The sequence below is a fragment of the Xanthobacter sediminis genome (assembly GCF_043195015.1).
GTDB lineage: Bacteria > Pseudomonadota > Alphaproteobacteria > Rhizobiales > Xanthobacteraceae > Xanthobacter.
Genome location: NZ_JBAFWH010000001.1, coordinates 462663 through 486524 on the forward strand (window position 1 = coordinate 462663; position 23862 = coordinate 486524).

General features: G+C 66.1%; 19 protein-coding genes and 1 pseudogene. 7 read left to right on the forward strand and 13 right to left on the reverse strand.

Annotated features, from left to right (window positions below; translation table 11 throughout):
• Positions 1-86: 86 nt before the first annotated feature.
• The 11 genes from V5F61_RS01910 to V5F61_RS01960 form a co-directional block, all read right to left on the reverse strand.
• Complete coding sequence (locus V5F61_RS01910; RefSeq protein ID WP_110373178.1) at positions 87-2471, reverse strand: heavy metal translocating P-type ATPase; 2385 nt, start codon at positions 2469-2471, stop codon at positions 87-89.
• Positions 2464-3138 carry a methyltransferase family protein gene (locus V5F61_RS01915; RefSeq protein ID WP_110372439.1) on the reverse strand — a complete coding sequence of 225 codons (675 nt, stop codon included), beginning with the start codon at positions 3136-3138 and terminating at the stop codon, positions 2464-2466. Before V5F61_RS01915 ends, V5F61_RS01910 begins: the two co-directional genes overlap by 8 nt.
• Positions 3135-3428, reverse strand: a complete 294-nt coding sequence (locus V5F61_RS01920) for a DUF2933 domain-containing protein (RefSeq protein ID WP_110372440.1) — start codon at positions 3426-3428, stop codon at positions 3135-3137. The genes V5F61_RS01915 and V5F61_RS01920 overlap by 4 nt, the downstream gene beginning before the upstream one ends.
• A 78-nt stretch (positions 3429-3506) precedes the next feature.
• Complete coding sequence (locus tag V5F61_RS01925) at positions 3507-4115, reverse strand: Spy/CpxP family protein refolding chaperone (RefSeq protein WP_110372441.1); 609 nt, start codon at positions 4113-4115, stop codon at positions 3507-3509.
• Between the two features lie 2 nt (positions 4116-4117).
• A complete protein-coding gene (locus V5F61_RS01930) occupies positions 4118-6016 on the reverse strand; it encodes a DUF3141 domain-containing protein (RefSeq protein WP_110372442.1) in 1899 nt (632 codons plus the stop codon).
• Positions 6017-6153: 137 nt separating this feature from the next.
• Positions 6154-6504, reverse strand: coding sequence for a hypothetical protein (locus V5F61_RS01935; RefSeq protein WP_393989981.1), 351 nt, complete (start codon positions 6502-6504; stop codon positions 6154-6156).
• Positions 6505-6667: 163 nt separating this feature from the next.
• Positions 6668-7444 (reverse strand): sulfurtransferase, encoded by a 777-nt coding sequence (locus V5F61_RS01940; protein ID WP_238121392.1) that lies wholly within the window; start codon positions 7442-7444, stop codon positions 6668-6670.
• 53 nt (positions 7445-7497) lie between these two features.
• A complete protein-coding gene (gene chrA, locus V5F61_RS01945; RefSeq protein ID WP_110373179.1) occupies positions 7498-8751 on the reverse strand; it encodes a chromate efflux transporter in 1254 nt (417 codons plus the stop codon).
• Between the two features lie 38 nt (positions 8752-8789).
• Complete coding sequence (locus V5F61_RS01950) at positions 8790-9116, reverse strand: PadR family transcriptional regulator (RefSeq protein ID WP_110372445.1); 327 nt, start codon at positions 9114-9116, stop codon at positions 8790-8792.
• Positions 9117-9212: 96 nt separating this feature from the next.
• Complete coding sequence (locus V5F61_RS01955) at positions 9213-10442, reverse strand: MFS transporter (RefSeq protein ID WP_238121391.1); 1230 nt, start codon at positions 10440-10442, stop codon at positions 9213-9215.
• 16 nt (positions 10443-10458) lie between these two features.
• Positions 10459-10905 carry a chromate resistance protein ChrB domain-containing protein gene (locus V5F61_RS01960; protein ID WP_110372446.1) on the reverse strand — a complete coding sequence of 149 codons (447 nt, stop codon included), beginning with the start codon at positions 10903-10905 and terminating at the stop codon, positions 10459-10461.
• A gap of 120 nt (positions 10906-11025) precedes the next feature.
• Between V5F61_RS01960 and V5F61_RS01965 the strand changes: the two genes are divergently transcribed.
• The 4 genes from V5F61_RS01965 to V5F61_RS01980 all read left to right on the forward strand — a co-directional run bounded on the left by V5F61_RS01965 (position 11026) and on the right by V5F61_RS01980 (position 16471).
• A complete protein-coding gene (locus V5F61_RS01965; protein ID WP_210206329.1) occupies positions 11026-12018 on the forward strand; it encodes a chromate resistance protein ChrB domain-containing protein in 993 nt (330 codons plus the stop codon).
• Positions 12019-12185: 167 nt separating this feature from the next.
• Positions 12186-14480, forward strand: a complete 2295-nt coding sequence (locus V5F61_RS01970; protein WP_110372447.1) for a heavy metal translocating P-type ATPase — start codon at positions 12186-12188, stop codon at positions 14478-14480.
• A 278-nt stretch (positions 14481-14758) separates the two neighbouring features.
• Positions 14759-15400 (forward strand): hypothetical protein, encoded by a 642-nt coding sequence (locus tag V5F61_RS01975; protein ID WP_110372448.1) that lies wholly within the window; start codon positions 14759-14761, stop codon positions 15398-15400.
• Positions 15401-15403: 3 nt separating this feature from the next.
• Positions 15404-16471, forward strand: coding sequence for a helix-turn-helix domain-containing protein (locus tag V5F61_RS01980; RefSeq protein WP_110372449.1), 1068 nt, complete (start codon positions 15404-15406; stop codon positions 16469-16471).
• Positions 16472-16519: 48 nt separating this feature from the next.
• On the opposite strand, the gene V5F61_RS01985 is transcribed toward V5F61_RS01980, so the two are convergent.
• Positions 16520-17665 (reverse strand): hypothetical protein, encoded by a 1146-nt coding sequence (locus V5F61_RS01985; RefSeq protein ID WP_110372450.1) that lies wholly within the window; start codon positions 17663-17665, stop codon positions 16520-16522.
• A gap of 27 nt (positions 17666-17692) precedes the next feature.
• A complete protein-coding gene (locus V5F61_RS01990; RefSeq protein WP_238121390.1) occupies positions 17693-19048 on the reverse strand; it encodes a tyrosine-type recombinase/integrase in 1356 nt (451 codons plus the stop codon).
• A gap of 547 nt (positions 19049-19595) precedes the next feature.
• Here V5F61_RS01990 and V5F61_RS01995 point away from each other — a divergent pair.
• The 3 genes and pseudogenes from V5F61_RS01995 to V5F61_RS02005 form a co-directional block, all read left to right on the forward strand.
• Positions 19596-19816 (forward strand): annotated as a pseudogene (locus V5F61_RS01995) (integrase core domain-containing protein); the annotation flags it as partial.
• Between the two features lie 659 nt (positions 19817-20475).
• Entirely contained in the window at positions 20476-22284 is a 1809-nt protein-coding gene (locus tag V5F61_RS02000) for a type I secretion system permease/ATPase (protein ID WP_393989982.1), read from the forward strand.
• A gap of 12 nt (positions 22285-22296) precedes the next feature.
• Positions 22297-23796, forward strand: coding sequence for an HlyD family type I secretion periplasmic adaptor subunit (locus tag V5F61_RS02005; RefSeq protein WP_393989988.1), 1500 nt, complete (start codon positions 22297-22299; stop codon positions 23794-23796).
• Positions 23797-23862: the final 66 nt, after the last annotated feature.

The window sequence follows — 23862 nt, forward strand, 5'->3', positions numbered from 1 at the left end:
TGCCGGAGCCCATCATGCCGTCGAGATTCATCATGGTTCCCTCCCTGGAGCCGGAGCCGTCTCTGCAATCCACGAATGAGGACGCGTCAGCCCAGCGGCGTGCGCCGCAGGCGCAGGGCATTAACGATGACGCTGACGGAGGACAGCGCCATGGCCGCAGCCGCGATGATGGGTGAGAGCAGGAGCCCGAGCCACGGGTAGAGCACGCCGGCGGCGATGGGCACGCCCGCCGCATTGTAGATGAAGGCGAAGAACAGGTTCTGGCGGATGTTGCTCATGGTGGCGTGGCTCAGCTGCCGGGCGCGGGCGATGCCCTGGAGATCACCCTTCAGCAGTGTCACGCCGGCGCTCTCGATGGCGACGTCCGTGCCGGTCCCCATGGCGACGCCCACGTCCGCGGCAGCGAGGGCGGGCGCATCGTTCACGCCGTCGCCGGCCATGGCGACGATGCGACCTTCCTGGCGCAGCCGCGTCACCACCTGCGCCTTGTTCTCCGGCAGCACCTCCGCTTCCACCTCGTCGATGCCCAGGCGCCGGGCCACCGCCTCGGCCGTCGTCCGATTGTCGCCGGTGAGCATGACGACGCGGACCCCCGCTGCCCTGAGCGCCGCCAAGGCGGCGGGCGTCGTCGCCTTGACCGGGTCGGCGATGGCGATGAGGCCGCCGACGCGCCCGTCGACGGCGACGAAGATGACGGTGGCGCCCTCCCCGCGCAGCGCCTCGGCCTCGGCTGAAAGCGCCGAAAGGTCCACGCCCGCCTCGCCCATGATGCGATGGCTGCCGATGACGAGTTTGCGGCCGTCCACGCTCCCGGTCACGCCCTTGCCCACGGGACTGTCGAAATCCTGGGCCTCGCCGAGAGGCAGGCCGCGCTCCTCCGCCGCGGCCACGATGGCCGCCGCGAGCGGGTGCTCGCTCGCCCGCTCGAGCGTCGCCGCGAGCCGCAGGAGCGTGTCCTCCTCCAGGGCGCCGGCCGTCTTCAGCGCGACCACCTTCGGCTTGCCTTCGGTGAGGGTGCCGGTCTTGTCGACCACCAGCGTGTCCACCTTCTCGAACCGCTCCAGCGCCTCGGCGTTCTTGATCAGCACGCCCATGGAGGCGCCCCGGCCCACCCCCACCATGATGGACATGGGCGTCGCCAGCCCGAGCGCGCACGGACAGGCGATGATGAGCACCGCCACCGCGGCAATGAGGCCGTGCGCGAGGCGCGGCTCCGGTCCGACGATGCCCCACGCCGCGAAGGCGAGGAGCGCGATGGCGATCACCACCGGCACGAACCAGCCGGAGACCTCGTCGGCGAGGCGCTGGATCGGCGCCCGCGAGCGTTGCGCCTCCGCCACCATGTGGACGATCTGCGCCAGCATGGTGTCCCGTCCCACCTTGCCGGCGCGCATGACGAAGCCGCCGCTCTGGTTGAGCGTGCCGCCGATGACCCTCGCGCCGACGTCCTTGGTGACCGGCATGGACTCGCCGGTGATCATGGACTCGTCGATCGAGGAGCGCCCCTCGACCAATTCGCCGTCCACCGGCACCTTCTCGCCGGGGCGGACCCTCAGGCGGTCCCCCACCACGACCTGTTCCAGCGCCACGTCCTCGTCCGTGCCGTCGTCGCGTATGCGTCGCGCGGTCTTGGGGGCGAGGTCGAGCAGGGCGCGGATGGCCCCGCCGGTCTGCTCCCGGGCGCGTAGCTCCAGCACCTGTCCCAGCAGCACCAGCACCGTGATGACGGCGGCCGCCTCGAAATAGATGGCCACCGAGCCGTCGGCCGCACGGAAGGTCGAGGGGAAGATCTGCGGCGCGGCGGTCGCGATGACGCTGTAGAGCCACGCGACGCCCGTGCCCATGGCGATCAGGGTGAACATGTTGAGATGCCGCGTCACCAGCGACTGCCACGCCCGGACGAAGAACGGCCAGCCGGCCCACAGCACCACCGGCGTCGCCAGCGTGAGCTGGATCCAGTTGGCAGCCTGTGCGCCGAGCAGCATGTGCAGGTTGGTGAGGTGCCCGCCCATCTCCAGCGCGAGCACCGGCAGCGCCAGCGCAAGGCCGACCCAGAAGCGCCGGGTCATGTCCACGAGCTCGGCGCTCGGGCCGCTCTCGGCTGTCGCCACCTCGGGCTCCAGCGTCATGCCGCAGATGGGGCAGTTGCCCGGCCCCACCTGGCGGATCTGCGGGTGCATGGGGCAGGTGTAGATCACGCCTGTCGGCTGGCCCTTCGCTGCGGTCGGCGTCTCCGCCGTACCGGCCGCATAGGCTGAAGGGTTCGCGTCGAACGTGTCGTGGCACTTCGCCGAGCAGAAGAAATAGCTCTTGCCCCGGTGCTCCGACCGGAAGCCGGCGGTGGCCGGGTTCACCGTCATCCCGCAGACGGGGTCCTTGACCGTCTCCGCGGGTGCGGTCCCGGCTCCTTCGGGCGGGTGAGCTGCATGGTCATGGTGATGGTGGCCGGCGTGCGTGTCGTGCTCAATCATGAAGGCCATCTCCGGAGCGAGGCGCTGTCGCGGATGAAATTCCGATACGGGGGAAAAAGGCGGGGACGCGGCTGGCATAATCATCCCACGCCGGCCCGAACTCGGCGCGGGCGGCGGCTTCTTCCTGCCGTGCGAGCCGCGCATAGACCCAGACGAGAATGGGGAACATGGCGAGCGTGACCAATGTCGGCCACTGCAGCAGGAAGCCGAACATGATGACGACGAAGGCGGCGTACTGGGGATGCCGCACGCGGGAATAGGGACCTTCGGTCGCGAGGCGATGATCGCGCTGGGCCGCATAAAGCACGTTCCAGCTCGCCACGAGCAGCCAGAAGCCGCCGAAGATCAGAATATTGCTGAGGATGTGGAACGGCCCGAAATGGGGGTTCACGCGCCATCCGAACAAGGTCTCCAGCAGATGGCCGGCGTCATGGGACCAGAAATCGACACCGGGAAACTGCCGGCCAAGCCATCCCGACAGGAGATAGATGGTCAGCGGAAAGCCGTACATCTCGGTGAACAGGGCAAGGATGAAGGCCGAGAACGCCCCGAGCGTGCGCCAGTCCCGCGGTGTCTGCAGCCGGGTGAAGCTTGCCGCAAACAGGATAAAGACCACCGAGTTGATGATCACGAGGCCCCACAGGCCATAAGCGGGGGTCTCGGTCATCGGTTGCCCCCATCGGGGCCCGGCTGCCGTTCGCCTGGCTGGTGTCCCGCATGATGGCCGTGACCGTGATGCATGAACATGTGCATCAGCGGGCAGGCGAGCAGCAGGAGGAAGGGTAGATATCCCAGCACATGGGCGCGGTGCTCCGAGAACAAAAGAAAGGCCGCCGCGAGAAGGAAGCCGATGGCGACGATGCCGCCGGGCGAGCGCCAGAAGCTTCGGTGCGGGGCGCGCGTGCCGGTGTCGTTGCCGGGCCGCGGCATATGGCCGGTGTCGTCATGCCAGGACATTTGGTCCTCCTCCACTTGATCCGGGCGGGCCGGCCGCGATCGCCGACCCGCCTACGCGGCGCGACGCTCACATCGCGCTTACATGGGCCCCATTCCGCCCGGCATCATGAGCTGGTCCGCTGTGCGCTTCTGCGCTTCGTCGAACGACGCGTAGAGCGGCCCGAGCGCGGCCTTGAGGCGGCGCACCGCTTCGAGGCGAGCGGCGAGCATGCGCTCGTGGCCCTCAATCCGCTGGATGAGGGTTGGGGCGGCGGCGCCCTGCGCAGCCATCATCATCTCCTGCATGTCCCCCATCATGGCGCGGTTGGTCTTGAGCGCCTCCGTGAATGCGTTCCACAGGGGCTGCTGGGCGTCGGTGATCTTCAGTTCGGCCTTCAGGAAGGCGATGCGCCCTGCGACGCGGCCTGGATCCATCATCTGGCCCATCCCCATGGCGCCCGCGGCGGCTCCGCCCATCATCCCCATGCCGGCCCCTGCGTTTCCACCGCCCATCATCCCCATCATGCCCGGCCCCATCATGCCTTGGGGGCCGCCGGGCGTCGGCGTGGCCTGAGACGGCTGCGGCGCCGGCGCGGGTGCCTGGGGCGCGGCAGGCTGGGCCTCCGGCGGGTGGTGCGCGTCCTCGGCGAAGCCTGGCGTGGCGAGCAACAGCGCGCCGGCGAGCATCAGATTGCGAAACGTCGTCATGGTCAGTTCCCTCCTGTCACTGCGGCGCGGCTGAGGCCGGCCGCCTGGAAATCCAAACTGGTCCGTGTGTCTTGCGGCTGTGCTTCATCGATCGTGCCCTGGTGTTCCGGCGCGACGGGGCGGGTACTACCCACGCCGCCATAGATGCTGTCGAAGGCGCGCTCCCACAGGGCGTCCCGCAGGCGCCGTCCCTGCTCGATCCCCTCGGCGACACGCAAGACGACCCGCTCCTCCTCGACCTTGAAGGGATTGTCCGGAGCAACCGGATGCCGGTCCGCGTCGACGTGCTCCGCCAGCCATCGGACGCCGCGCATCCAGGGCATAAAGCCTTCGGACAGGAGGAGGCGGCTGGTGCGCATGGGGTGCAGCGTCTCAAGCGCCGCCGCGGACCAGGGCGTCGTCAGCGCCCGGACCCAGGGGCTGACGAACGTGCGGTAGAAGGCTTCGTTGCGTTCCGACAGGTCGCGCACGCGCTCGAAGGCAGGGTCCTGCCGGGGGAAGCGGATGTCCGACACCTCGCGCGCCTCGAAGCGGACCTGATAGCCGCCCTCACGGCAATCGGGATCGCCGGACGGATTGTCGATCTTCATCTCGTAGAGGCCGGGCGGGAGCGTCTCGATCCGCGGCAGGCTCTCGAGGATGGCCCGATGTTCCAGCCGCGCAACCTTGGCGGAAACGAAGATGCCGAGGTGACCCACGTGGCGGTTGATGAGATAGACGATGCGCTGGCCCGCCGCCTTCAGGTCGTCCGTATCCTTGTACACGGCCGGTATCCAGCCAAGCGCCTGATGGGGCGGCGTGATGTTGTCGCCATAGGAGGCGAAGATCACGAGTGGATTGCGGATGCGCCTGAGGTCCGCATGGCACCCTTCGCAGATCTGGACACGACCCTGCTCCAACTTGTTACCGACGAAGAAATTCTCCACGATGGCGAGGATCTCTTCGCGGCTCAGGAAGTAATAGCCGCCCCACCAGCGCTCGAAGGCAAGGAACCGCTCGCGCTCGGTATCCATATGGGCATAGAGGTTCGCATACTTCTCCCACACGGCCTCTGGCTTCAGTCCCTCGAAGTTCTGCACCAGGAAGGCGCCGTCGAAGCGTCCGTCCCCGAGGTCGGAGAGGAGATGCGTCAGCCATGCCCCGCCCTCGAAACCGGCGGCGATGCGCATGGGGTTGATGCCGGTCTCGCCGGCCCAGTAGGACAGAGGGGTTCCGTTCAGCACGGTGGGTCCGGCCAGCCCCGCGCAGTCCGCGGCGAGCAGCGTCACCGCCCAGCCGGCCTGGCAATTCCCATAGAGCACAGGCGCGGCGCCGGAATGCCGATGGGACACCTCCTTTACGAACTGCCGCAGCGCATGGAGCACGTCGGCGAGCGTCTGCCCCGCGGCAGGCTCGGGATAGAAGGTGACGAAATAGACCGGGTGCCCCTGGTGCAGGGCGACGCCGATCTCGGAGTCCTGCCTGAAGCCCCCGATCCCGGGGCCGTGGCCGGCGCGCGGATCGAGGATCACCACGGGTGGCTTGGCCGCGTCCAGGCAGTCTTCCAAACATTCGTCCCCGACGCGGGTCACGCGCAGGAGCGCATAGTTTGTCGGATGCTCGAACCGGCGGGCATCGAGCACGACCTCGTAGTCGAAGTCGAGCAGCGGCGGCTTTCCTGCGCGCTCGTGCGCCAGCATGTTGTCAGCCCGCTGGCGCAGCGTGTCCCAGAACAGGATCCAGCGCTCGGCCGCGTCTCTGCCATAGGACAGGAAATTGCGAGCGAACGTTCCGGGATCGCTGGAGAAGGCGCCCCCCTGGGCATTGCGGGTTTGCTGCCGGGCTCCGGTGCCAGTCAGTCCGGATTGCCCAGGCGCAGCCGTGCCGGCCATAGGCTCGGCAAGCGTGTCGCGACCGTACATGGAAAGGTCCTCGTTTCCCCATCGGCACAAGGCCGACGCTGATGTCGGGGCATCTTCCGGCGCGTCGACGCGTCGGAACCCTCAACGGGTGCCGCTTCGCACGTCCGCCTCACGCCTGGAATGCGTTGAGACCGCTATCAGCTCTGGAAACGAGGGGGATCGAGGCCGGGCAAGACCGCCAAGCCGTCCCCGGCCTGGTTGTCGAGATCAAAGGGCTGTCGCACAAAGACCAGATCCAGAACGTGGAGGTCCACGCCGTTTGCCACGGGCACATAGACGCTGCAGGAGACGCTGCAGCATTTTCCGTGGTCAGCGGTTTGGGTCGGCTCGTCCGGATGATGATCCGCGGGATCGGGCGAGGCGACCTGATGCGGATGATCCGCCGCAGCGGCGTATGCCGGGTCCCCGTCGTCGTGGCATGGCGCGGAATAGGCGCTGGCGATGGGTCCGAACAGCATGGCCATTGCCACCAGGATCGCTGGCAGCACTTTCACCCACCCCGCTGCGGATCTAAGCCTAATCATATACCCCATCGCCTCACCGGCGAACTATGCCTCATCGTAGGTCCGCATGAAAGGACCGCCTTGAGCAGGATCAATGTGCGCGCCGACGAGGTCACCTGTGCGCGCATTGGTTTTCCCTGAACCACCATCAGGCGGGTCCTTGTTCGTCCCGCACGATCGGGCAACTCTCGTCCTTCGCCCAGTCGGCAAAGCTCAAATAGTAGACTTGGACGTCGTCATAGCCCGCCCGCAAGGCGGCGAGAGCCGCAAGGGCCGCGCGCCCGCCGCCATCGCAATGGGTGACGATGTGGTCGCCGGGGCCGAACCCGGCAGCGGACAGCAGCGCGTGCAGGTCGGCAGCCGGCTTCAGGCGGCCCGAACCGAGGAGGTCGGCATGCGGCAGAAGCCGGGTACCGGGCAGATGCCCGCCTCTTGTGTTCTGGCGCAGGTCCTCGCCGCTGAATTCCGCCGAGGTCCGGGCGTCGAGGATGTGGACCTTGCTCAGGTTGCCCTTCAATTCGGTGCGGTTGACGAGTCCGACCGGTCCAGTGCCGGGATGGGCCCGGAACGCCGCGGTGGGGACCGCCGGGCGAATGCCGGCGAGGCGATCCGGATACCCGGAGAGGGTTGGCCCGCCGCCGTTCAGGACCAGGGCCTTCACCCCGAAATATTGCAGGATAAACCAGACGCGGGCCGAGTCCGTCATCCGGCCGTCATCGCTCACCACCACCGGAACCGCCGGATCGAGACCGAGCCCACGGATGGCGTCCTCCCAATAGGTGGACGTATCGAGGGAGGTCTCGGCGACACGGGCCGCCGCCTCCCACGCCGCGATGGGCACGCGGATGGCGCCCGGCGCATGGCCCTTTTCGAACGCGTCCGGGGAACGGACGTCGAGGAGATGGAAGGCGCCGAGAAAGGCCAAGGCCGACGGCTCGATGACCGGATCCTGTAACATGGACATCTCCCGGATGGGTGTCAGGTCAAGGTGTGCCGCATGCCTCCAGCCGCGGCGAGCAGAAGCACCACGACGAGCGGTGGGACGCGCCACACGGTGAGCAGCAGGAAGCCCGCCAGCGCCACCACGAAATCCGGGGCATCGAACACCGTGCCGGTGAAGACGGGGCTGTAGAGCGCGGCCCCGAGGATTCCCACGACGGCCGCGTTCGCGCCGCGCATGGCGGCTTGGGCTAGGCTCTTGCGCCGCAGCGTGTCCCAGAACGGCAGCATGCCTGTCACGAGAAGGATGCCCGGCAGGAACACCGCCACGAGGGCGATGGCGGCGCCGACGATGCCGTTCGGTTCCGGCCGCATCACGGCGCCGAGCCATGCCGCGAAGGTGAAGAGCGGACCCGGCACCGCCTGGACGAGGCCGTAGCCGGCGAGGAAGTCGTCGGGCGTGACCCAGCCCGGTGCCACTAGCTCGGCTTGCAGGAGCGGCAGAACCACGTGGCCGCCGCCGAACACCAGGGCGCCCGAACGGTAGAAGGCGTCGAAGAGCGCCAGACCCTGGGATCCGGTCGCCGGCGCCAGGATCGGCGGCACCACCAGCAGCGCCGCGAAGGCAACGAGCAACAGCACCCCCGTCCGGCGGGACAGGGGCACCGGCGGGGCGTGGGACGGGTCCTGCGCGCCACGTCCCAAAGCGGTCTGGTCGCGGCACAGCACTAGGCCCGCCAGCGCCCCCACGGCAATGGCCGCGATCTGTCCGAAGGCGCCGCCGGCAAACACCACCAGGGCGATCGACGCGAGGGCGATGCCGGCCCTTGGCTGATCGGGGGTGAGCGTGCGCGCCATGCCCCAGACCGCCTGGGCCACCACCGCGACGGCGACGAGCTTCAACCCGTGCAGAACGCCTTCGGCCGCAGGTCCTCCGAGGGCGGCGGCGCCCAGCGCGACCGCTACGAGCGCCACTGCAGAGGGAAGGGTGAAGCCGGCCCATGCGGCGATGCCGCCAAGGAACCCGCCGCCGCGGATCAGTCCCAGCGCGAAGCCCAGCTGGCTGGAGGCGGGGCCCGGCAAGAACTGGCACAGGGCCACGAGATCGGCATAGGCCTCGTCATCGAGCCAGCGGCGGCGCAGCACCAGCTCCTCCCGGAAATAGCCGAGATGGGCGATCGGCCCTCCGAAGCAGGTGAATCCAAGCTTCAGGAAGGCGACGAGGACCTCGAGCGGCGTGCCCCGCGTCGGAGTTGCAGGAATGGCGGCATCGGCGACGTCGTCCCGGCTCATGTTTCCCCGCTCATGCTTCCCGGCCCAGGTTTCCTGGCTCATGGCTTCGTGGTCCCCGCTGGTGGGCTGGGCCGCATTTCCTTGAAGAGCTCGCTCACCTTCTGCCGCGCCGTCTCCAGGGCCTCGCGGCCGAGCGGCGTCGCGCAATAGAGCCGGCGGAGGGCACGTCCGTGGCGCTCTTCCCGCACGGCGAGATAGCCTTTGCGCTCCATGGCATGGAGCATCGGGTAAAGGGTCCCCGGGCTCAGCCGGTAGCCGTGGCGGGCGAGTTCCTCGATCATCCACTGGCCATAGACCTCGCCTTCCACCGCATGATGGAGGATGTGCAGGCGAACGAGGCCGGACAGAAGCTCCTGATGCTCCATCCACCCTTCCATCTCATACGAAATCGAATTTCGATATCGATATTCGATTATCTGGGCGGAGCGGTCAACTCCCGCGCCGAAGGGTTGGCCAAGAGGTCACCGCTCTTCCGGCGGCCTGATGTGCCGGAAGGCCCAGAGCAGACCGAAATCATAGAGGATCTTCAGCACCCCGCAGAGAATGAATGGCCAGGCCTCATGGCCGGCGGCGAACAGGGCGCCGGCCATGGCCGGGCTCAAGGCCGCGGCAAGGCTGCGCGGCACCGAGGTGATGCTCGCCGCCGCCGCGCGCTCGGGCGGCGTCACCACTGCCATCACATAGGAGGAGCGGGTCGGAACATCCATCTGCGACAGAGCGGAGCGCACCAGCAGCAGGACGAGGGCCACCTCAAGGCTCGGCACCACCGCGGCGAGGATCAGGCACAGGCTGGAGGGGATGTGGGTGAACACCATGGTGTTCACGAGCCCGATGCGTCGCGCGAGCCACGCCGCGACCGGGAAGGAGAAGGCGGACAGCACGCCGGAGATAAAGAAGAACGTGCCGGCTTCGGCGAGCGACAGGCCGAAGCGCGTGAACAGCCAGAGCGCGAGAAGCGACTGCACCGCGAGCCCGCCGGCAAACGCATCGATGGAGAACAGCGCCGCAAGCCGGTAGACGATGCCGCGCGACGGACCGAGGGCCGCGGCAGGCTTATCTTCGGTGGCAGAGACACGCGGGATGCGGGCATAGAAGAGACCGCCGGCCACGCCTAGCAGCGCATAGAGCGTGAACATGGCTTCCAGCGCGCCGAGGCGTGAGATGCCGAACTCGGCCATCAGGTCCGGGCTCATAGCCGCCAGCGCGCCCACCGCGGCGGCGAGGGCCCCCACGAGGCTGTAGCGCGCGAAGGCCGAAGTCCGCGCCTTGTCCGCCACCAGATGGGACAGCGTCGCGTGCTCGATGGGTACGAAGATGCTTACCGAGCCGGACGACGGGTTGATGGTGCCGCAGAAGGCCACCAACAACACGGCCCCGTAGCTTGCCGACTGGGTGAAGGCGAACCCCGTCGCCACCATGAGGCCCGACGCGGCGATCAGCAGCGTGCGCCGGTCGATGCGATGGCCAAGCAGCCCGATGGCGAGGGTCATCAGCGCCGAGCCAAACAACGCGGTGGTTGCCACCACGCCGATCTCGAATGCGCCGAGTCCGAGGGCCGAGAGATAGACGGGAAGCAGCACGGCGACGAAGCCGTCGCCGAAATCCCGAAGGGCCCGCGCCGCATAAAGCGAGGAGACGGGGGAGAAGAGGCCGTGGCCCTCGACCGCCGGGCTGTTCAGGACTTGGGACACGGCAACCGCTCCCTCTTTAGGCCGCAGCCGGATATGTCGCGCTCTTTCCGCCGGCCCAGGCGTAGAGCGCGTCGTAAATGACGAAGCCGCGCTTCAGGAGGTCATGGTCGTCCGGCGTCACCTCACGCAGCCCCTTGGAGATGGCGAGCAGGCCCGCCGACTGGGGCGTGAGGTCCAGCCGGCTGGTGTCGGCGCCGCGCACGATGTCGGCGAGGGCGACGATGGCCGGATCGCTCTGAAGGCCGTAGTGCGTCACGAAGGCGTCGAAGCTGCACTTGTCGCCCGCATGGCCGAACGCGACGCCGGGCACGTCGAACAGCGTAGCGCCGGTCTCCTCGGCCTGGCGGATCACATCCTCAGGCGGCGTGAACAGGAATTCGGGCGCCGCGTCGATGAAGCGCGCGATGAGCCAGGGGCAGGCGATACGGTCGATGACCGGGCGGGCGCGGGTGATCCATTTCATGAGCCGTCTCCTTGCCTGGCGCGGCGGCTTCTGATCACCACCGGCCACGTGGAGACGCTACGCCTACATCAATTATGATACAAGTGTTGCATTTTTATTTTGGAGTGATACGGTTTACTCATGAGCGACGATGAGACCTCTTCCGGGCAGCTTTGGCTGCTGCTGATCCACCAGCTTCCGACCAAGCCGGCCTACTTCCGCGTGAAGATCTGGCGGCGGCTGCAGGGCATCGGCGCCGTGGCGGTGAAGAGCTCGGTCTATGCCCTGCCGGCCTCGGCCGAGACGCAGGAGGATTTCCAGTGGCTCGTAAAGGAGATCGCCGCCGGCAGCGGTGAGGCCATGGTCTGCGAGGCCAGACTCGTGGACGGACTGACGGATGCCCAGGTCCGTACCTTGTTCGATACCGCGCGAGACACCGATTACGGCGCGATCTCAGAGGAGGCGCGCGGCATCGCCGCCGCACTCGATGCGGACGCCGGGGCCGAGAAGCGTGCCGAGGCGCGATCACAGACCGGTCGGCTGCGGCGACGCCTCGCCGACATCGCCGCGCTCGATTTCTTCGGCGCCACGGGGCGGCTAGTTGCCGAAGGCCTCATCGCTGCCCTTGAGGCCCGAACCGCGGAGGACACAGCCATGGCATTCCCGCCCGCAACGTCACCCGTCAATCTCGATCCCCTTGCCGCGCTCAAGGGGCATGTGTGGGTGACACGGCGCGACGTGCATGTGGACCGCATCGCCTGCGGCTGGCTGATCCGGCGCTTCATCGATCCAGATGCTCAGATCCGTTTCGTTCCTGGCAAGGGCTATGTGCCCAAACCCGAAGAGCTGCGCTTCGACATGTACGAGGGCGAGATCACCCATGAGGGCGATCGCTGCAGCTTCGAGGTGCTGCTCGGCCGCACCGGCCTTTCCGATCCCGCTTTGCAGGCGGTGGGCGAGATCGTCCACGACATCGACCTCAAGGACGGCAAGTTCGGCCGTGAGGAAGCCGGCGGCATCGCCAGCCTCATCACCGGCATCGTCTTGAGCGAACCCGACGATGCCCAGCGCCTCACCAAGGGCGCTGGAGTATTCGACACGCTCTACCAGTATTTCCGCGCCAGCCGCGCATGACCGAAACGAGGTCATCAGGGCAATCTGGATGGCGCCATCACGCTGCTGGTGAGTGCTCAGGGCATGTCTTCAGGAAGCGAGTTGCGCAGCCCCGGCGCGGTGGCATGTGACGGACCATCGGACTAACGTCCAGCCCGGTCAGGCGAGCATCGCCAGGGGGGACCAGGATGGGACGTTTGCTCGACGAGCGCTTTTTGCGCAGGGCCCTCGCGGCGGCGGCCCTGGTTGGGCTTCTCGGTGGCCTTGCCGCGTGGGCGCTCGGCCATGGGGCCGTCGCCGGCCTGATCTGGACGGCCGGCACCATTCCCGTCGTCGCCTGGCTCACCGTCTCCATCGTGCGGGACCTTGTCGCCGGACGCATGGGCGTCGATGCGGTGGCGCTCCTCTCCATGAGCGGCGCCATAGCGCTCGGCGAGAGCCTCGCAGGTTCGGTCATCGCGGTGATGTATGCCGGCGGAAACCTCCTTGAGGACATCGCCATCGCGCGGGCAGAGCGGGATCTGCGATCGCTGGTCGATCGGGCGCCCCACATCGCCCATCGCCGCACCGGAGAGACGATTGCGGACATTGCCATCGAGACCGTCGCGGTGGGCGACGTGCTGGTGGTGCGGGCCGGCGAGGTGGTGCCGGTGGACGGCCTCCTAATTGCCAATGCAGCCGCTTTGGACGAGGCGGCCCTGACCGGAGAGCCCATGCCGGTCGCGAAAGTGCGCGGCGCACCGGTGTTCAGCGGCACCGTCAATGCCGGCGAAACCTTCGAGATCCGCGCCACCGCAGCAGCCGGCGACAGCACCTATGCCGGCATCGTGCGCATGGTGACGGCGGCACAGACGGCCAAGGCCCCGTTCATCCGGCTCGCCGACCGCTATGCGCTGCTGCTGCTGCCGGCAACGCTCGTCGTCGCAGGCCTGGCCTGGGCGCTGTCGGGCGACAAGATCCGCGCCCTCGCCGTGCTGGTCGCCTCGACGCCCTGTCCGCTGATCCTGGCGGCGCCGGTGGCCTTCATCGCCGGCATCTCCCGGGCGGCGCGGCTTGGCATTCTTGTCAAAGGCGGAAGCGCGCTGGAGGCGCTGGCGCGCACCCACACCGTCCTGTTCGACAAGACCGGCACGCTGACCGTGGGCGGCGCCCGTCTCGTCGCCGTGGAGACGGCGCCCGGCGAAAGTCCGGATGAGATCCTGCGGCTCGCGGCCTCGCTGGAGCAGGCCTCGCACCATGTGGTGGCGGAGGCCATCGTCCGTGCGGCTCGCGGGCGCGGCGTCGCGCTTGATCCGCCCGACGCGGTACGCGAAGCCATGGGATCAGGCCTGGAGGGCCGGGTCGACGGGCGCCTGGTGAAGGCGGGATCGTATGAGCTCGTCTGCGGCGCCTGTCATCGCGAGTCGTGGGCGCTGCGGGCCCTGCGGCGCGCCGCCTGGCGATCCGCCCTCAGCGTCTTCGTCTCCGTGGATGGGCAGCTGAAGGGCGCCATCCTGCTGGCCGACGAGCTGCGGCGGGAGACGCCGCGCGCGGTCCAGTCGCTGCGGGCCGCGGGCGTGGCGCGCATCGTCATGCTGACCGGCGACAATGCGGAGGCGGCGGAGACCATCGGCGCCGCTTTGGACCTCGATTGCGTCCTCGCCAACCGAACCCCGGGCGACAAGCTGGAAGCGGTCGCGGTGGAGCAGCGGCTCAACCCCACGCTGATGGTGGGCGACGGCATCAACGACGCGCCCGCCCTCGCCGCCGCCGACGTGGGCATCGCCATGGGTGCGCACGGCGCCAGCGCTTCGTCCGAAGCGGCCGATGTGGTCATCCTCGTGGATCAGCTGGACCGGGTGTCGGACGCCGTGACGATCGCCAAGCGCACGCGGCGCATCGCGCTCGAGAGCATCGGCGTCGGCATGGGGCTGTCTTGCCTCGCCATGATCGCGGCCGCCTTCGGCTGGCTGTCGCCGGTCGCCGGTGCGCTGACCCAGGAGGCCATCGATGTCGCCGTCATCCTCAATGCCCTGCGCGCTTTGACGGCGGGTCACGGCTTCGGCCATCGTGCGCTGAAGCCGGGGTTCACCCTCGCCCTTCAGCAGGATCACCGGGAGCTGGAGGCAACCCTCGACCGGATGCGGGAGATCGCCGACAGTCTCGACGATACCACCGGCGCGGCCGCCGTCGCCTTGATCCAGGAGGCGAGCACGCTGGTGACGACACAGATCGCAGCCCACGAGCGGCTGGACGAGGAGAGCATCTACCCGCAGTTGCGCGAAGTCCTGCATGACGGGGATGGTCTCGCCGCCATGAGCCGCGCCCACCGCGAGATCCTCCATCTCGCGCGGCTTCTGAGGCGCCTGGCGGACGGCCTCGGCGCGGACGATGCAGACCGCTATCTTATCCGCGACGCGCAGCGCATGGTGGAATCCATCGAGGCACTGGTGCGCATGCATAACGCGCAGGAGGAGGACATCTACGAGAACGTAGCGGCCTGAGCCTCGCAGCGAAGCCCCGGCACTTCATGCCAGACCTTGGCAGCTCAGCGCGCGAGTTTCTTGCTTCAGATCTTTGTAAGCACGGCGGTTACGAATATGAAGCTGCCCGCGAAGATCAGGCCCGCTATTGCGCTCAGTGGCAGGCCATGGCGGAGCATACCTTCATACAGAACTCTTCTTCGATCATCCGCCGCCCCCAACCACCCAACCAAGACAGTTGCACGCGATAATTTTTTCCTCCACAAATGAGGTCAAGAAAATTATCGTGGAGCGATTCGATGGCTGCGGTTCGCGTGCTTGCCGATCATCCTGAAGTTGATGCTCGCCTCGCCGAGTTCGGTGTCACGCGCCAGGCGCTGCTCGAGGTCGTGCGCGGCGTGGTCGCTGCGCGTGCCGACGCGATCGCCGATGATCCCGCTTCTGCTGAGGGGCTGCTCGCCTACATCTACGGCACCCGGTATGTGCGGCAACTTTTCCGGGCGATCGGCTGGGTCAATTATCGCGAGAACAACGTCGAATCCGTCAAGCATCCGGATAGCCCGCTCAAGGTGGTCTATCAAAGTGTCGACCATGCCGCCGACAAGTTGCACAGGCCGCAAGCGGTTTCCGGGAAAGGCTCCGGCGCCGACCGTATCATTGCGGTGGGACAGACCGGGCTGTTCCCCGAGGAAGAAATGTCCGCGGCGCGAGATCAGGGGCTGGCGGAGCTCCGGACCGGCGTATGGTTCTTCTGCGTGTCGGTTCAAGGTGATGAGATCCGCGCCGAGCTCTCTCTGCCTTCGGGCATTTCCGGCGGCAATTTCGAGGGCTTCATCGAGCGCATCTTCATCCTCGGCGGTGGTGAATGGCCGGCGGATGCCATCCTTGATAGCGATCGTCCGGACGGCATTGAGTTCGAGCCTGCTGTTTTGCGTCGCTAGGCCATGTTCAACATTGGCAGAATGGAGCTCGCGCGGAAGCGGCAGCGGTTGACCGCCAAGGCTCTCGCCGAGCAAGCCGGCATATCGCCGGTCACCCTGTCGCGTGTCGTCAACGGGCAGCAGGTTCCGGATGAAGACACTGTCGACGGCTTGGTGCGTGCGCTGGGATTTCCGCGGGAGTTCTTCTTCCGGGACGACGCGGCCCCGATCGGCGCTGATGCCGCCAGCTTCCGGAGCCTGACGGCGATGTCGGCGCGAGAGCGCGATGCGGCGCTCGCCGCCGGCTCATTGGCCTTCGAGATGTCAGCCTGGGTGCGGGAAAGGTTCGTTCTGCCGCAGCCAGACCTGCTCGACCTCAGCCATGAACGCGATCCCGCCGGAGCCGCACGTGCGCTACGCCAGCATTGGGCGATCGGCGAGCGGCCGATCTCCCATATGATCAAGCTGCTTGAGACGAAGGGCGTCCGCGTCTTCTCGCTGGCCGAGAACACGAAGAATGTGGATGCCTTTTCCTGCTGGCATGATGGTGAACCGTATGTCTTCCTCAACACCTTCAAGACCACGGAGCGCAGTCGGTTCGACGCTGCTCATGAGCTGGCGCACCTTGTCCTGCACAAGCATGGCGGTCCCAATCAAGGGCGCGCTGCCGAACTGGAGGCACATGCGTTTGCATCGTCGTTCCTGATGCCTCACGACGACGTCGTGGCGACGATCCCATTCGTCCGAAGCCTCGATCAATTGGTGCTCGCAAAGAGGCGGTGGGGCGTGTCCGTCGCTGCGCTTGCGCATCGCCTCCACCGGATCGGCCGGATCTCCGACTGGAACTACCGGACTTTCTGCATCCAGATAAACAAGCGGTTCGGCATCAACGAGCCTGACGGTCTCCCGCCAGAACGATCTGCAATATGGCAGCGTGTTCTCACAGAACTTTGGCGGGAAGGCGTGACGCGCCGGCACGTGGCGGCCCGCCTGGATATTCCTGAGGCAGAACTCGACAATCTTCTGTTCGGGCTTACCGGGGATGTGAATCCGCCATCCGTCGGTGGTTCGTCTCTCCGGCTAGTTCCGTGATTGTGCCTAGGGGGTTAAGCCTCCGAGATATCACGATTGGAAAAACGATCATGGTTGCTCGCTCACCGAACTTTCGGATGCATCACCTGTCCCGACATTGATCTCCATAAATGGAATGTCGAGCAAACTATCAAAATCGGCCGGTTCGGTGAGATATCGGAAACCCCACGGGCTTAGAAGGAGCAGGCTCCTCCGAGCCGGTTGCTCGAAACGAGGATCCCACAGTCCGTCACGCTCGACATGTTCCAAGAGTTTGAGCATTCGATCCTCGGGCAAAGCAATCTCGTTAGGGGCGAACCCGGCATCCCACATGTAAACAAGAAATTCCGCAGGCTGTCCGGCGGCTTGATCCGTGAACACCGCCAATACCTTTCCGCCAAGCTGACCATTGATCGCTTCCTGCCGTTGAAATTCGGGCGTTGTTACCGGGGCTGGCGCTGAACCGGATATTGAGAATGTGTGCCGCTCGGGATCGGCATGGATAGTCCAGGGTGCTGGAAAATTTGCGCTAAAGCGGCCGATGATTGTACGTGCCGGATGAAAAGAGTGGATGGCTTCGGACATATAGGATCTATGGATGTCAAAAAAGCCAACGCCTTTTGTAAGAGCCACATTGACCTCGTCGAAAGTCAACCGAGTCGCATGACCGCCGTTCCGACGCCTGAGACGCAAGCCATCCTCCCAGATAACGTAATCGGCATGATAAATGCCATTACGAATATCGTCTCTAAAGGCCTCTTCCAGCACCAATGCAAGACCCGGCATGCCAATCGCATGCGCGGTTCTAGCTAGATCTCTGAACGTCGCATTTGCATTCGGCCCAATGACCCTAGCGGGTTGCTGTCTTACTCGAACAAGGTCTTGAAATGGCCAAAGCAAATAAGGTTTTAGCGTGACAATCCCCATCATATTCTTGAGGGTCTCATAGATGCCGCCTGCCTCAGCGAGCTGACAATAGAGAAACAGCAGGATACGAATTTCGGCCTTCGACCGTGGGCGGCTGTGTGCGGGGTGAGCGGAGATTTCCTCGAACACTTCGTGCGCTGTGATCGTAGTAGCCCAGCCGGCGTCCTGCATGCCGCGGAATTCTCCACCGAGCGAAGCGGCAAAGTCGAGTTCGTTGATTCTCCGAGCGAACGCCAACAGATATGAAAGATGCCGGGACAATTTCCTGAGATAAATCTGCGCTTCCATAATTAGTTCAACTTCAGTTTTGGCAGCCTAGTGTTCACGTGCATCCGATTGTTCGCTCTGAGCTGACACCTCACTCCTGCCTGCCAGTGCTTCAGCAATCTTTCCCGAAATCCGATTGGCCGCGCGACGCGAAGGATCATGTTGCACATGCGCGTAGATCGCTGTTGAGCGTGCATTCGCATGGCCAAGAATGGCTCCTGTCAGGGGCAACCCTTCGCCATAGGAGACGGCGGTGGATCCCATCGTATGCCTCAGCGTATGGGGGGTAACGCCAGGTAGTTCCGCTTTCGCGACGACCCTGGTCCAAACGCCCTTTGTTCCCTGAAAATGGCCATCTCCCCGTTCCGCCGGGAATACGAAGTCGGAACCCGGCTTCCTTGTAATGCCACGCAGCAGCACGATTGCAGCCGCGCCAAGCGGCCGAATGGACTTTCCAGTCTTGCTGTCGTCCAAAACGAGAAGGCCGTGCTCGAAACTCACCTCATTCCATCGCAGCGCGGCGATCTCGTCGCGACGACAGCCGGTCAAAGCCCACAGGCGTGCAATGTTCAATGCTTTGGCGTTGACACCCTCCAGTTCCAGCGCGTCGAACGCCTTGCCGAGACGGCTGATCTCCTCGAGCGTCAAATACCTATCGCGCCTGTTGTCGGATTTTTTCACAGCAGCGATGTCGCAAGGATTGGAGGACACGATCTTGCGCCGCACAGCAAAGCTAAAAACGGCGGAGAGATCCTTTACGACCTTCCGCGCGGCTCCCTCGCCGCCGCGAACGATGATGCGTTTGCGAAACCCGATTTTCTCATCCTTGGCGGTCTTGCCGTTGGTCACATCCCGCACGAAGCGTTCGATCTCACCCGCACCAACCTCCGACACGCGCTTTCGTCCGAGCAGCGGCACGACATGGTGCCGTAAACGCGCGATCGTGTAAGCCTTGGTGCGGGGCTTCATGGGCTCGCCCTGCCGAATGCCGCGCTGAACGAAGCAGCCTTCTTCTTCATAAAGGTCGATCAGCTCGGCCATCAGCATTTCGCGCCGCTTTGTCTGAAGCTCGCCAGCAGGGTCCTCACCTTTCGCGGCTGCGCCGAGCAGAATCTTCGCCTTCTTGCGTGCCTCGTCGACGGTCAAGTTTCCATAGCGGCCGACTGTCTGGAAACGCTTCGGCGCGTTCCGCCCGCCGCCGTTGGCGCGGTATCGAATGATGAAGGTCTTCGATCCGCTCGGGTCAGTACGGACCCCAAACCCGGATAACTCGCTGTCCCAAGCGAAGCAACGCTCACCGTTCGAGACGATGCTGTCGACCACCTTTTTAGTGAGCCTGACGGCGTTTTCTCTTGCCATTCCCGTGCCTTTCGATAGGTCGATGCCATCGAAGTTGGTGACCACCTGGTGACCACCGTGACGGAAAATCTCATACCATGCCAGAAAGGCCAATATCAATAAGCCACTGAATAGTATTGATTTTTACAGGTCAGTCCAACTGAGGAAAACTCCGGATAACCCTGTCTCCAATTTTGCCAAGGTTGGGGTCGAGGGTTCGAATCCCTTCGCCCGCTCCAGTTTCTCTAAAAAAATCAAATAGTTAGTGAACACGCTCCAGAGCGCTTTCTGCTTACCGGCCACGGCTTGGCCTTACGTTAAGCACACGGAGCGCGTCTCAGGCACAGCCATGGCGCGCTCCGGCGTAGGCGAACGTCCTGCTCCAGCCGGTCAGTGACAGGCTGGACGGGGCGCTGAAACTGCTCGACAGATGGCCTCCTCCACTCATTGGATGCACCCAGTCGCCCGTCGAGAGTGAGAGGTCGGACCGGAATTCCCGGACGGGTTCAGGGCCGGGGAGAGAGGCTCCCGGCACCCGTTGCGGAGTTTGGTCCCATGACTGAGCTTCAGGTTCTAGAAGCGAGCCGGGAAGCAAGCGGCGGTTACAAGGTGGATGCGGGACGAACTCCTCAACGAGACTCTGTTCCGCGACCTCGACCATGCCCGATCTGCGGTCGCTCGTTGGGTCTTCGACTACAACGATCGCCGCCCTCATTCCGCGCTCGGCTATCTGACGCCGAGAGCGTTCGCATCGACCTTCACCGCACGGACAATCGGCTGCGCAATCCCGACCAGCTCCGCCGATCGACCGTTACTTACCCGGCGCGTCAATGACCTGAACCCAGTGCCGGGAGGTCCCCATGGTGTACGTCGGCCTTGATGTCTTTCTGAGCTCCGTGGCGGTCCGTGTCATCGACCGGGAAAGTCAAATCCTGAGGAGGCGAGCATGGCGTCGGCGGCGTCCGCCATCTCGCAGTGTCTCCAGCCCTGGCAGGATCGGATTGCGAAGATTGGGCTTAAGGCTGGGCCGATGTCAGAATGGCTGACTGCGGGTTTGGCGGAGAGGGGGTCTCTCGCCATCGGTCTGGAGCACCCGGTGAACGCGCTGTTGAGCATGCCTGGAACTCTCCTCCTGAGCACCTTCCCCCGGTCGCGGGACCGGGGTAGGACATGACAGGGGGTACCAATTCCAATGGTGGAATTTTCGCGGGCATGGTGTTTGCGGCGGGCGGAGGTGTCGGCGTTGGGGCGCGCCGGGATCTCGCCAAGGTGTTCGCTGCGCCGCATCTCGTGATTTGAAGCCGGCCTGTAAGTGGGAAAATACCATTTCCCATAGTCGAGGTCGTGTTTCTTCAGGGCATTTATGCCTTGCCACGGGCGGGAACATGCAGCCTCTCCCCTTTTCGATCCAGGGGCGCCAGGATCGACATCGAGGATGAGACATGGGCACTCCAGCCGGAGCAGGGAGGCCGCCGCAGGGTTCTTCGCAGCCCATGGGGCAGACGGCGCTCGACGTGGGCATGGGCGCCATCCGCCCGGCCCTGGTGAGCGTGGTGGTCTTCAGCTTCTTCATCAACATTCTTGCCCTCAACGGGCCGCTCTACATGATGCAGGTCTATGACCGCGTCCTGGCGAGCCGGAACCTGGAGACTCTGGCGGTTCTCACTCTCATCGCCGCCTTCCTCTATGCCGTCTGGGCGGCGCTGGAGGGGCTGCGGGCGCGCCTGCTGGCGCGGGCGGGCGTGGCCTTTGACGAGGTGGTGAACGGGCCGGTGTTCGACACCGTGCTGCGCGTGGCCTCGCGGCAGCCGGGCTCGGGCCATCCTCAGCCGCTGCGCGATCTCGACACCGTGCGTGATTTCTTCGCCGGCACGGGCGTCATTTCCCTGTGCGATGTGCCCTGGGTGCCCATCTACATCATATGCGCCACGGCGCTTCACCCGCTCTATGGGGTGCTGGCGGTGGTGAGTTGCCTGTTCTCGGGCGTTCTGGCGGTGCTCAACAACCGCGCCACCCGCCGCTCCCTCGATCAGGCGACGCGGGCCGGCATCACCGCCAATGCGGCGGCGACCGCCATCCTGCGCAATGCCGAGGTGCTCAAGGCCATGGGCATGGCCGGCCCGCTGCGCAAGCGCTGGCGCAAGGTGCACGACGAGGCGCTGGGCTGGCAGGGCGAGGCGGGCGACCGTGGCGCGGTGCTGGTGGCGCTCACCAAGTTCAACCGCGCCCTGGTGCAGAGCGTGGTGCTGGGCCTCGGCGCCTATCTCGCCATTGAGCGCGAGATCTCACCGGGCATGATGATCGCGGCCTCAATCCTGCTTGGCCGCTGCATCCAGCCGATCGAGCAGGCGGTGACGAACTGGAAATCGGTGGTGCAGATGCGCTCGGCTTTCGACCGGGTGCAGACGCTCCTGCGCGCGGTGCCGCCGCCGCCGGCGCGCCTGCAACTGCCGGATGCCAAGGGCGAAGTGAGCGCCGACGGGCTGTTCGCGCGTGCGCCGGGCCGGGATGTGCCGGTGCTCCGCAATCTCACCTTCAAGTTGCCGGCCGGCGCCTCCCTGGGGGTCATCGGGCCCACCGCCGCCGGCAAGTCCTCCCTGGCGCGCGTGCTTGTGGGCGTGTGGCCGGCCATGGCCGGTTCCATCCGGCTCGATGGCTCCGAGCTTGCCCATTGGGACGAGGAGCAGCTCGGCCGCCAGGTGGGCTACCTGCCGCAGGATGTGGAGCTGTTCGCCGGCTCGGTGGCCGAGAATATCGCCCGCTTCGGCGCGGCGGATGACACGGGGGTGGTGGCCGCAGCCCGCCTCGCCGGCGTGCATGAGATGATCCAGCACCTGCCGCAGGGCTATAACACGCAGATCGGCGAAGGCGGCGTCGCGCTCTCCGGCGGCCAGCGCCAGCGCATCGGGCTTGCCCGCGCGGTCTATGGCCTGCCGGCCCTGGTGGTGCTGGACGAGCCCAATGCCAGCCTCGATCCGCCCGGCGAGATGGCGCTGGCGGAAGCCATGCGCCAGCTGAAAGCGGCGCATCGCACCGTCGTCATCATCAGCCATCGCCCGGCCGGCATCGGCCAGTGCGATTTCATCCTGGCGCTCAAGGAAGGCGCGCTGCAGGCTTTCGGCCCCCGCGAGCAGACCCTGGCAAAGCTGGCCGGAGGGGGCCAGCAGCCGGCCGTGCGCCAGCGCGTGCCCCTGGCGCCGGGCGGCGGGACCGCGGGCACCGTGCGCGGGGCGGCAACCACCGGCTGGCCGGCGGCCAATGTCTCGGTGGCGCTTCCCGCCGTTCAGCAGAAGGAGGCATGAGCCGTGCAGATCATGGATCAGGCCATGGATCGCATCCGCAGGGCACGCGCCGCGCTGGTGGGCCTTCGGCAGCGCATCGCGGGCAGCGCCCTGGTGTCGGACCTGAAGCAGCGCCTGAATGAGAGCACAGCCCTCTCGCGCGTCCGGACCTGGGTGCGCGAGCAGGTGACCCTCTCCGCGGCGCCGGAGGAAACTGTGCCGCCAGGGGCCGGGCCGAAGCCCTCGGCCGATTACCGCGCCTTCTCGCGCGCCGGCTACGCGCTCATTGCCTTCACGTTTCTCGGCCTCGGTGGCTGGGCGTCGCTCAGCAACATCGGCAGCGCAGTCATCGCGCCGGGCGTGGTGGCGGTGGAAAGCATGCGCCAGGTGGTGCAGCACCTGGAAGGTGGCATCATCGGCCAGATCCTGGTGAAGGAGGGCGAGGACGTGACGGAGGGGCAGGTTCTGTTCCGCCTTGCCGACACCATGCCCAAGGCCAATTACGACGCGGCGCTGGCCCAGCTCTGCGCCGCCCTCGCCATGGAGGCGCGCTTGCTGGCCGAGCGAGACGGGGCCACCGAGGTGACCTTCCCGCCCGAGCTGTCCGAACGTTCTGACCGCCCGGCGGTGCTGCGCTCCATGATCGACCAGCTCACGCAGTTCAAGGACGGCCGCGCCAATTTCGACAGCCAGATCGAGATTCTGGACGGGCGGATTGCGCAGTTCAACACGGAGATCGAGGGCCTCACCCAGGAGCGCCGCTCGGCCCAGCAGCAGCTTTCGTTCGTGGAGGACGAGCTCGGCTCGGTGCGGGAGCTGGAGCGCAAGGGGCTGGTGAACAAGTCGCGCATCTCGCAGCTGGAGCGCGAGAAGGCACGGCTCGACGGCGTGGTGGGGCGCAACATCGCAGATTCCGCGAAGGCGCGCGGCTCCATCAGCGAGATCAAGATGCAGATCGCGCAATTGCGCCAGCAGCGGGTGGAGGACGCGGGCGAGCAGCTTCTCGACGTGCGACAGAAGATCAGCGACCTGCGCGAGCGCGTGCGGGTGGCGCAGAGCGTGCTCGAACGCATCGATATCCGCGCCCCGCGTGGCGGCACGGTGCAGAACATCAATCCGCGCATCTACACCGTGGGCGCCGTGGTGCGCCCCGGCGACACCATGCTGGAGATCGTGCCCAACCACGAGCCCCTGGTGGTGGATGCGCAGGTGCCGGTGCAGGATATCGACCGGCTGGGGAAGGACAATGAGGTGGAGGTGAAGTTCCCCTCCTTCCACGCCCGCAGCACCCCGCTGGTTCTGGGGCATCTGCAGTCCGTCTCGCGGGATCGCCTGACCAACGAGGCCACCCACGAGCCCTACTTCCTCGCGCGGGTGGCGGTGGCCGATACGGATATTCCGCCGGACCTGAAGGCGCGCCTGCGGCCGGGCATGAATGCGGAAGTGGTGTTCGGCACCGGCGAGCGCTCCGTGCTGAGCTATCTGGTGCGCCCCTTCACCGATGCCATGAGCCACGCCCTCACCGAACGCTGAAGCCGCGCCGCCCTCCTCGTCCCGGCAAAAGACCTTCGCGATGCCCGGCCCCCGTGCCGGGCATTT

Bases quoted from the DNA above. Each gene is read 5' to 3' on its own strand.
- V5F61_RS01930 (WP_110372442.1), bottom strand. From the start codon at position 6,016: ATGTACGGTCGCGACACGCTTGCCGAGCCTATGGCCGGCACGGCTGCG.
- V5F61_RS01970 (WP_110372447.1), top strand. From the start codon at position 12,186: ATGGGACGTTTGCTCGACGAGCGCTTTTTGCGCAGGGCCCTCGCGGCG.
- V5F61_RS01985 (WP_110372450.1), bottom strand. From the start codon at position 17,665: ATGGAAGCGCAGATTTATCTCAGGAAATTGTCCCGGCATCTTTCATAT.
- V5F61_RS02000 (WP_393989982.1), top strand. From the start codon at position 20,476: ATGGGGCAGACGGCGCTCGACGTGGGCATGGGCGCCATCCGCCCGGCC.
- V5F61_RS01975 (WP_110372448.1), top strand. From the start codon at position 14,759: ATGGCTGCGGTTCGCGTGCTTGCCGATCATCCTGAAGTTGATGCTCGC.
- V5F61_RS02005 (WP_393989988.1), top strand. From the start codon at position 22,297: ATGGATCAGGCCATGGATCGCATCCGCAGGGCACGCGCCGCGCTGGTG.
- V5F61_RS01950 (WP_110372445.1), bottom strand. From the start codon at position 9,116: ATGGAGCATCAGGAGCTTCTGTCCGGCCTCGTTCGCCTGCACATCCTC.
- chrA (WP_110373179.1), bottom strand. From the start codon at position 8,751: ATGAGCCGGGACGACGTCGCCGATGCCGCCATTCCTGCAACTCCGACG.
- V5F61_RS01920 (WP_110372440.1), bottom strand. From the start codon at position 3,428: ATGTCCTGGCATGACGACACCGGCCATATGCCGCGGCCCGGCAACGAC.
- V5F61_RS01910 (WP_110373178.1), bottom strand. From the start codon at position 2,471: ATGATTGAGCACGACACGCACGCCGGCCACCATCACCATGACCATGCA.
- V5F61_RS01980 (WP_110372449.1), top strand. From the start codon at position 15,404: ATGTTCAACATTGGCAGAATGGAGCTCGCGCGGAAGCGGCAGCGGTTG.
- V5F61_RS01925 (WP_110372441.1), bottom strand. From the start codon at position 4,115: ATGACGACGTTTCGCAATCTGATGCTCGCCGGCGCGCTGTTGCTCGCC.
- V5F61_RS01960 (WP_110372446.1), bottom strand. From the start codon at position 10,905: ATGAAATGGATCACCCGCGCCCGCCCGGTCATCGACCGTATCGCCTGC.
- V5F61_RS01915 (WP_110372439.1), bottom strand. From the start codon at position 3,138: ATGACCGAGACCCCCGCTTATGGCCTGTGGGGCCTCGTGATCATCAAC.
- V5F61_RS01965 (WP_210206329.1), top strand. From the start codon at position 11,026: ATGAGCGACGATGAGACCTCTTCCGGGCAGCTTTGGCTGCTGCTGATC.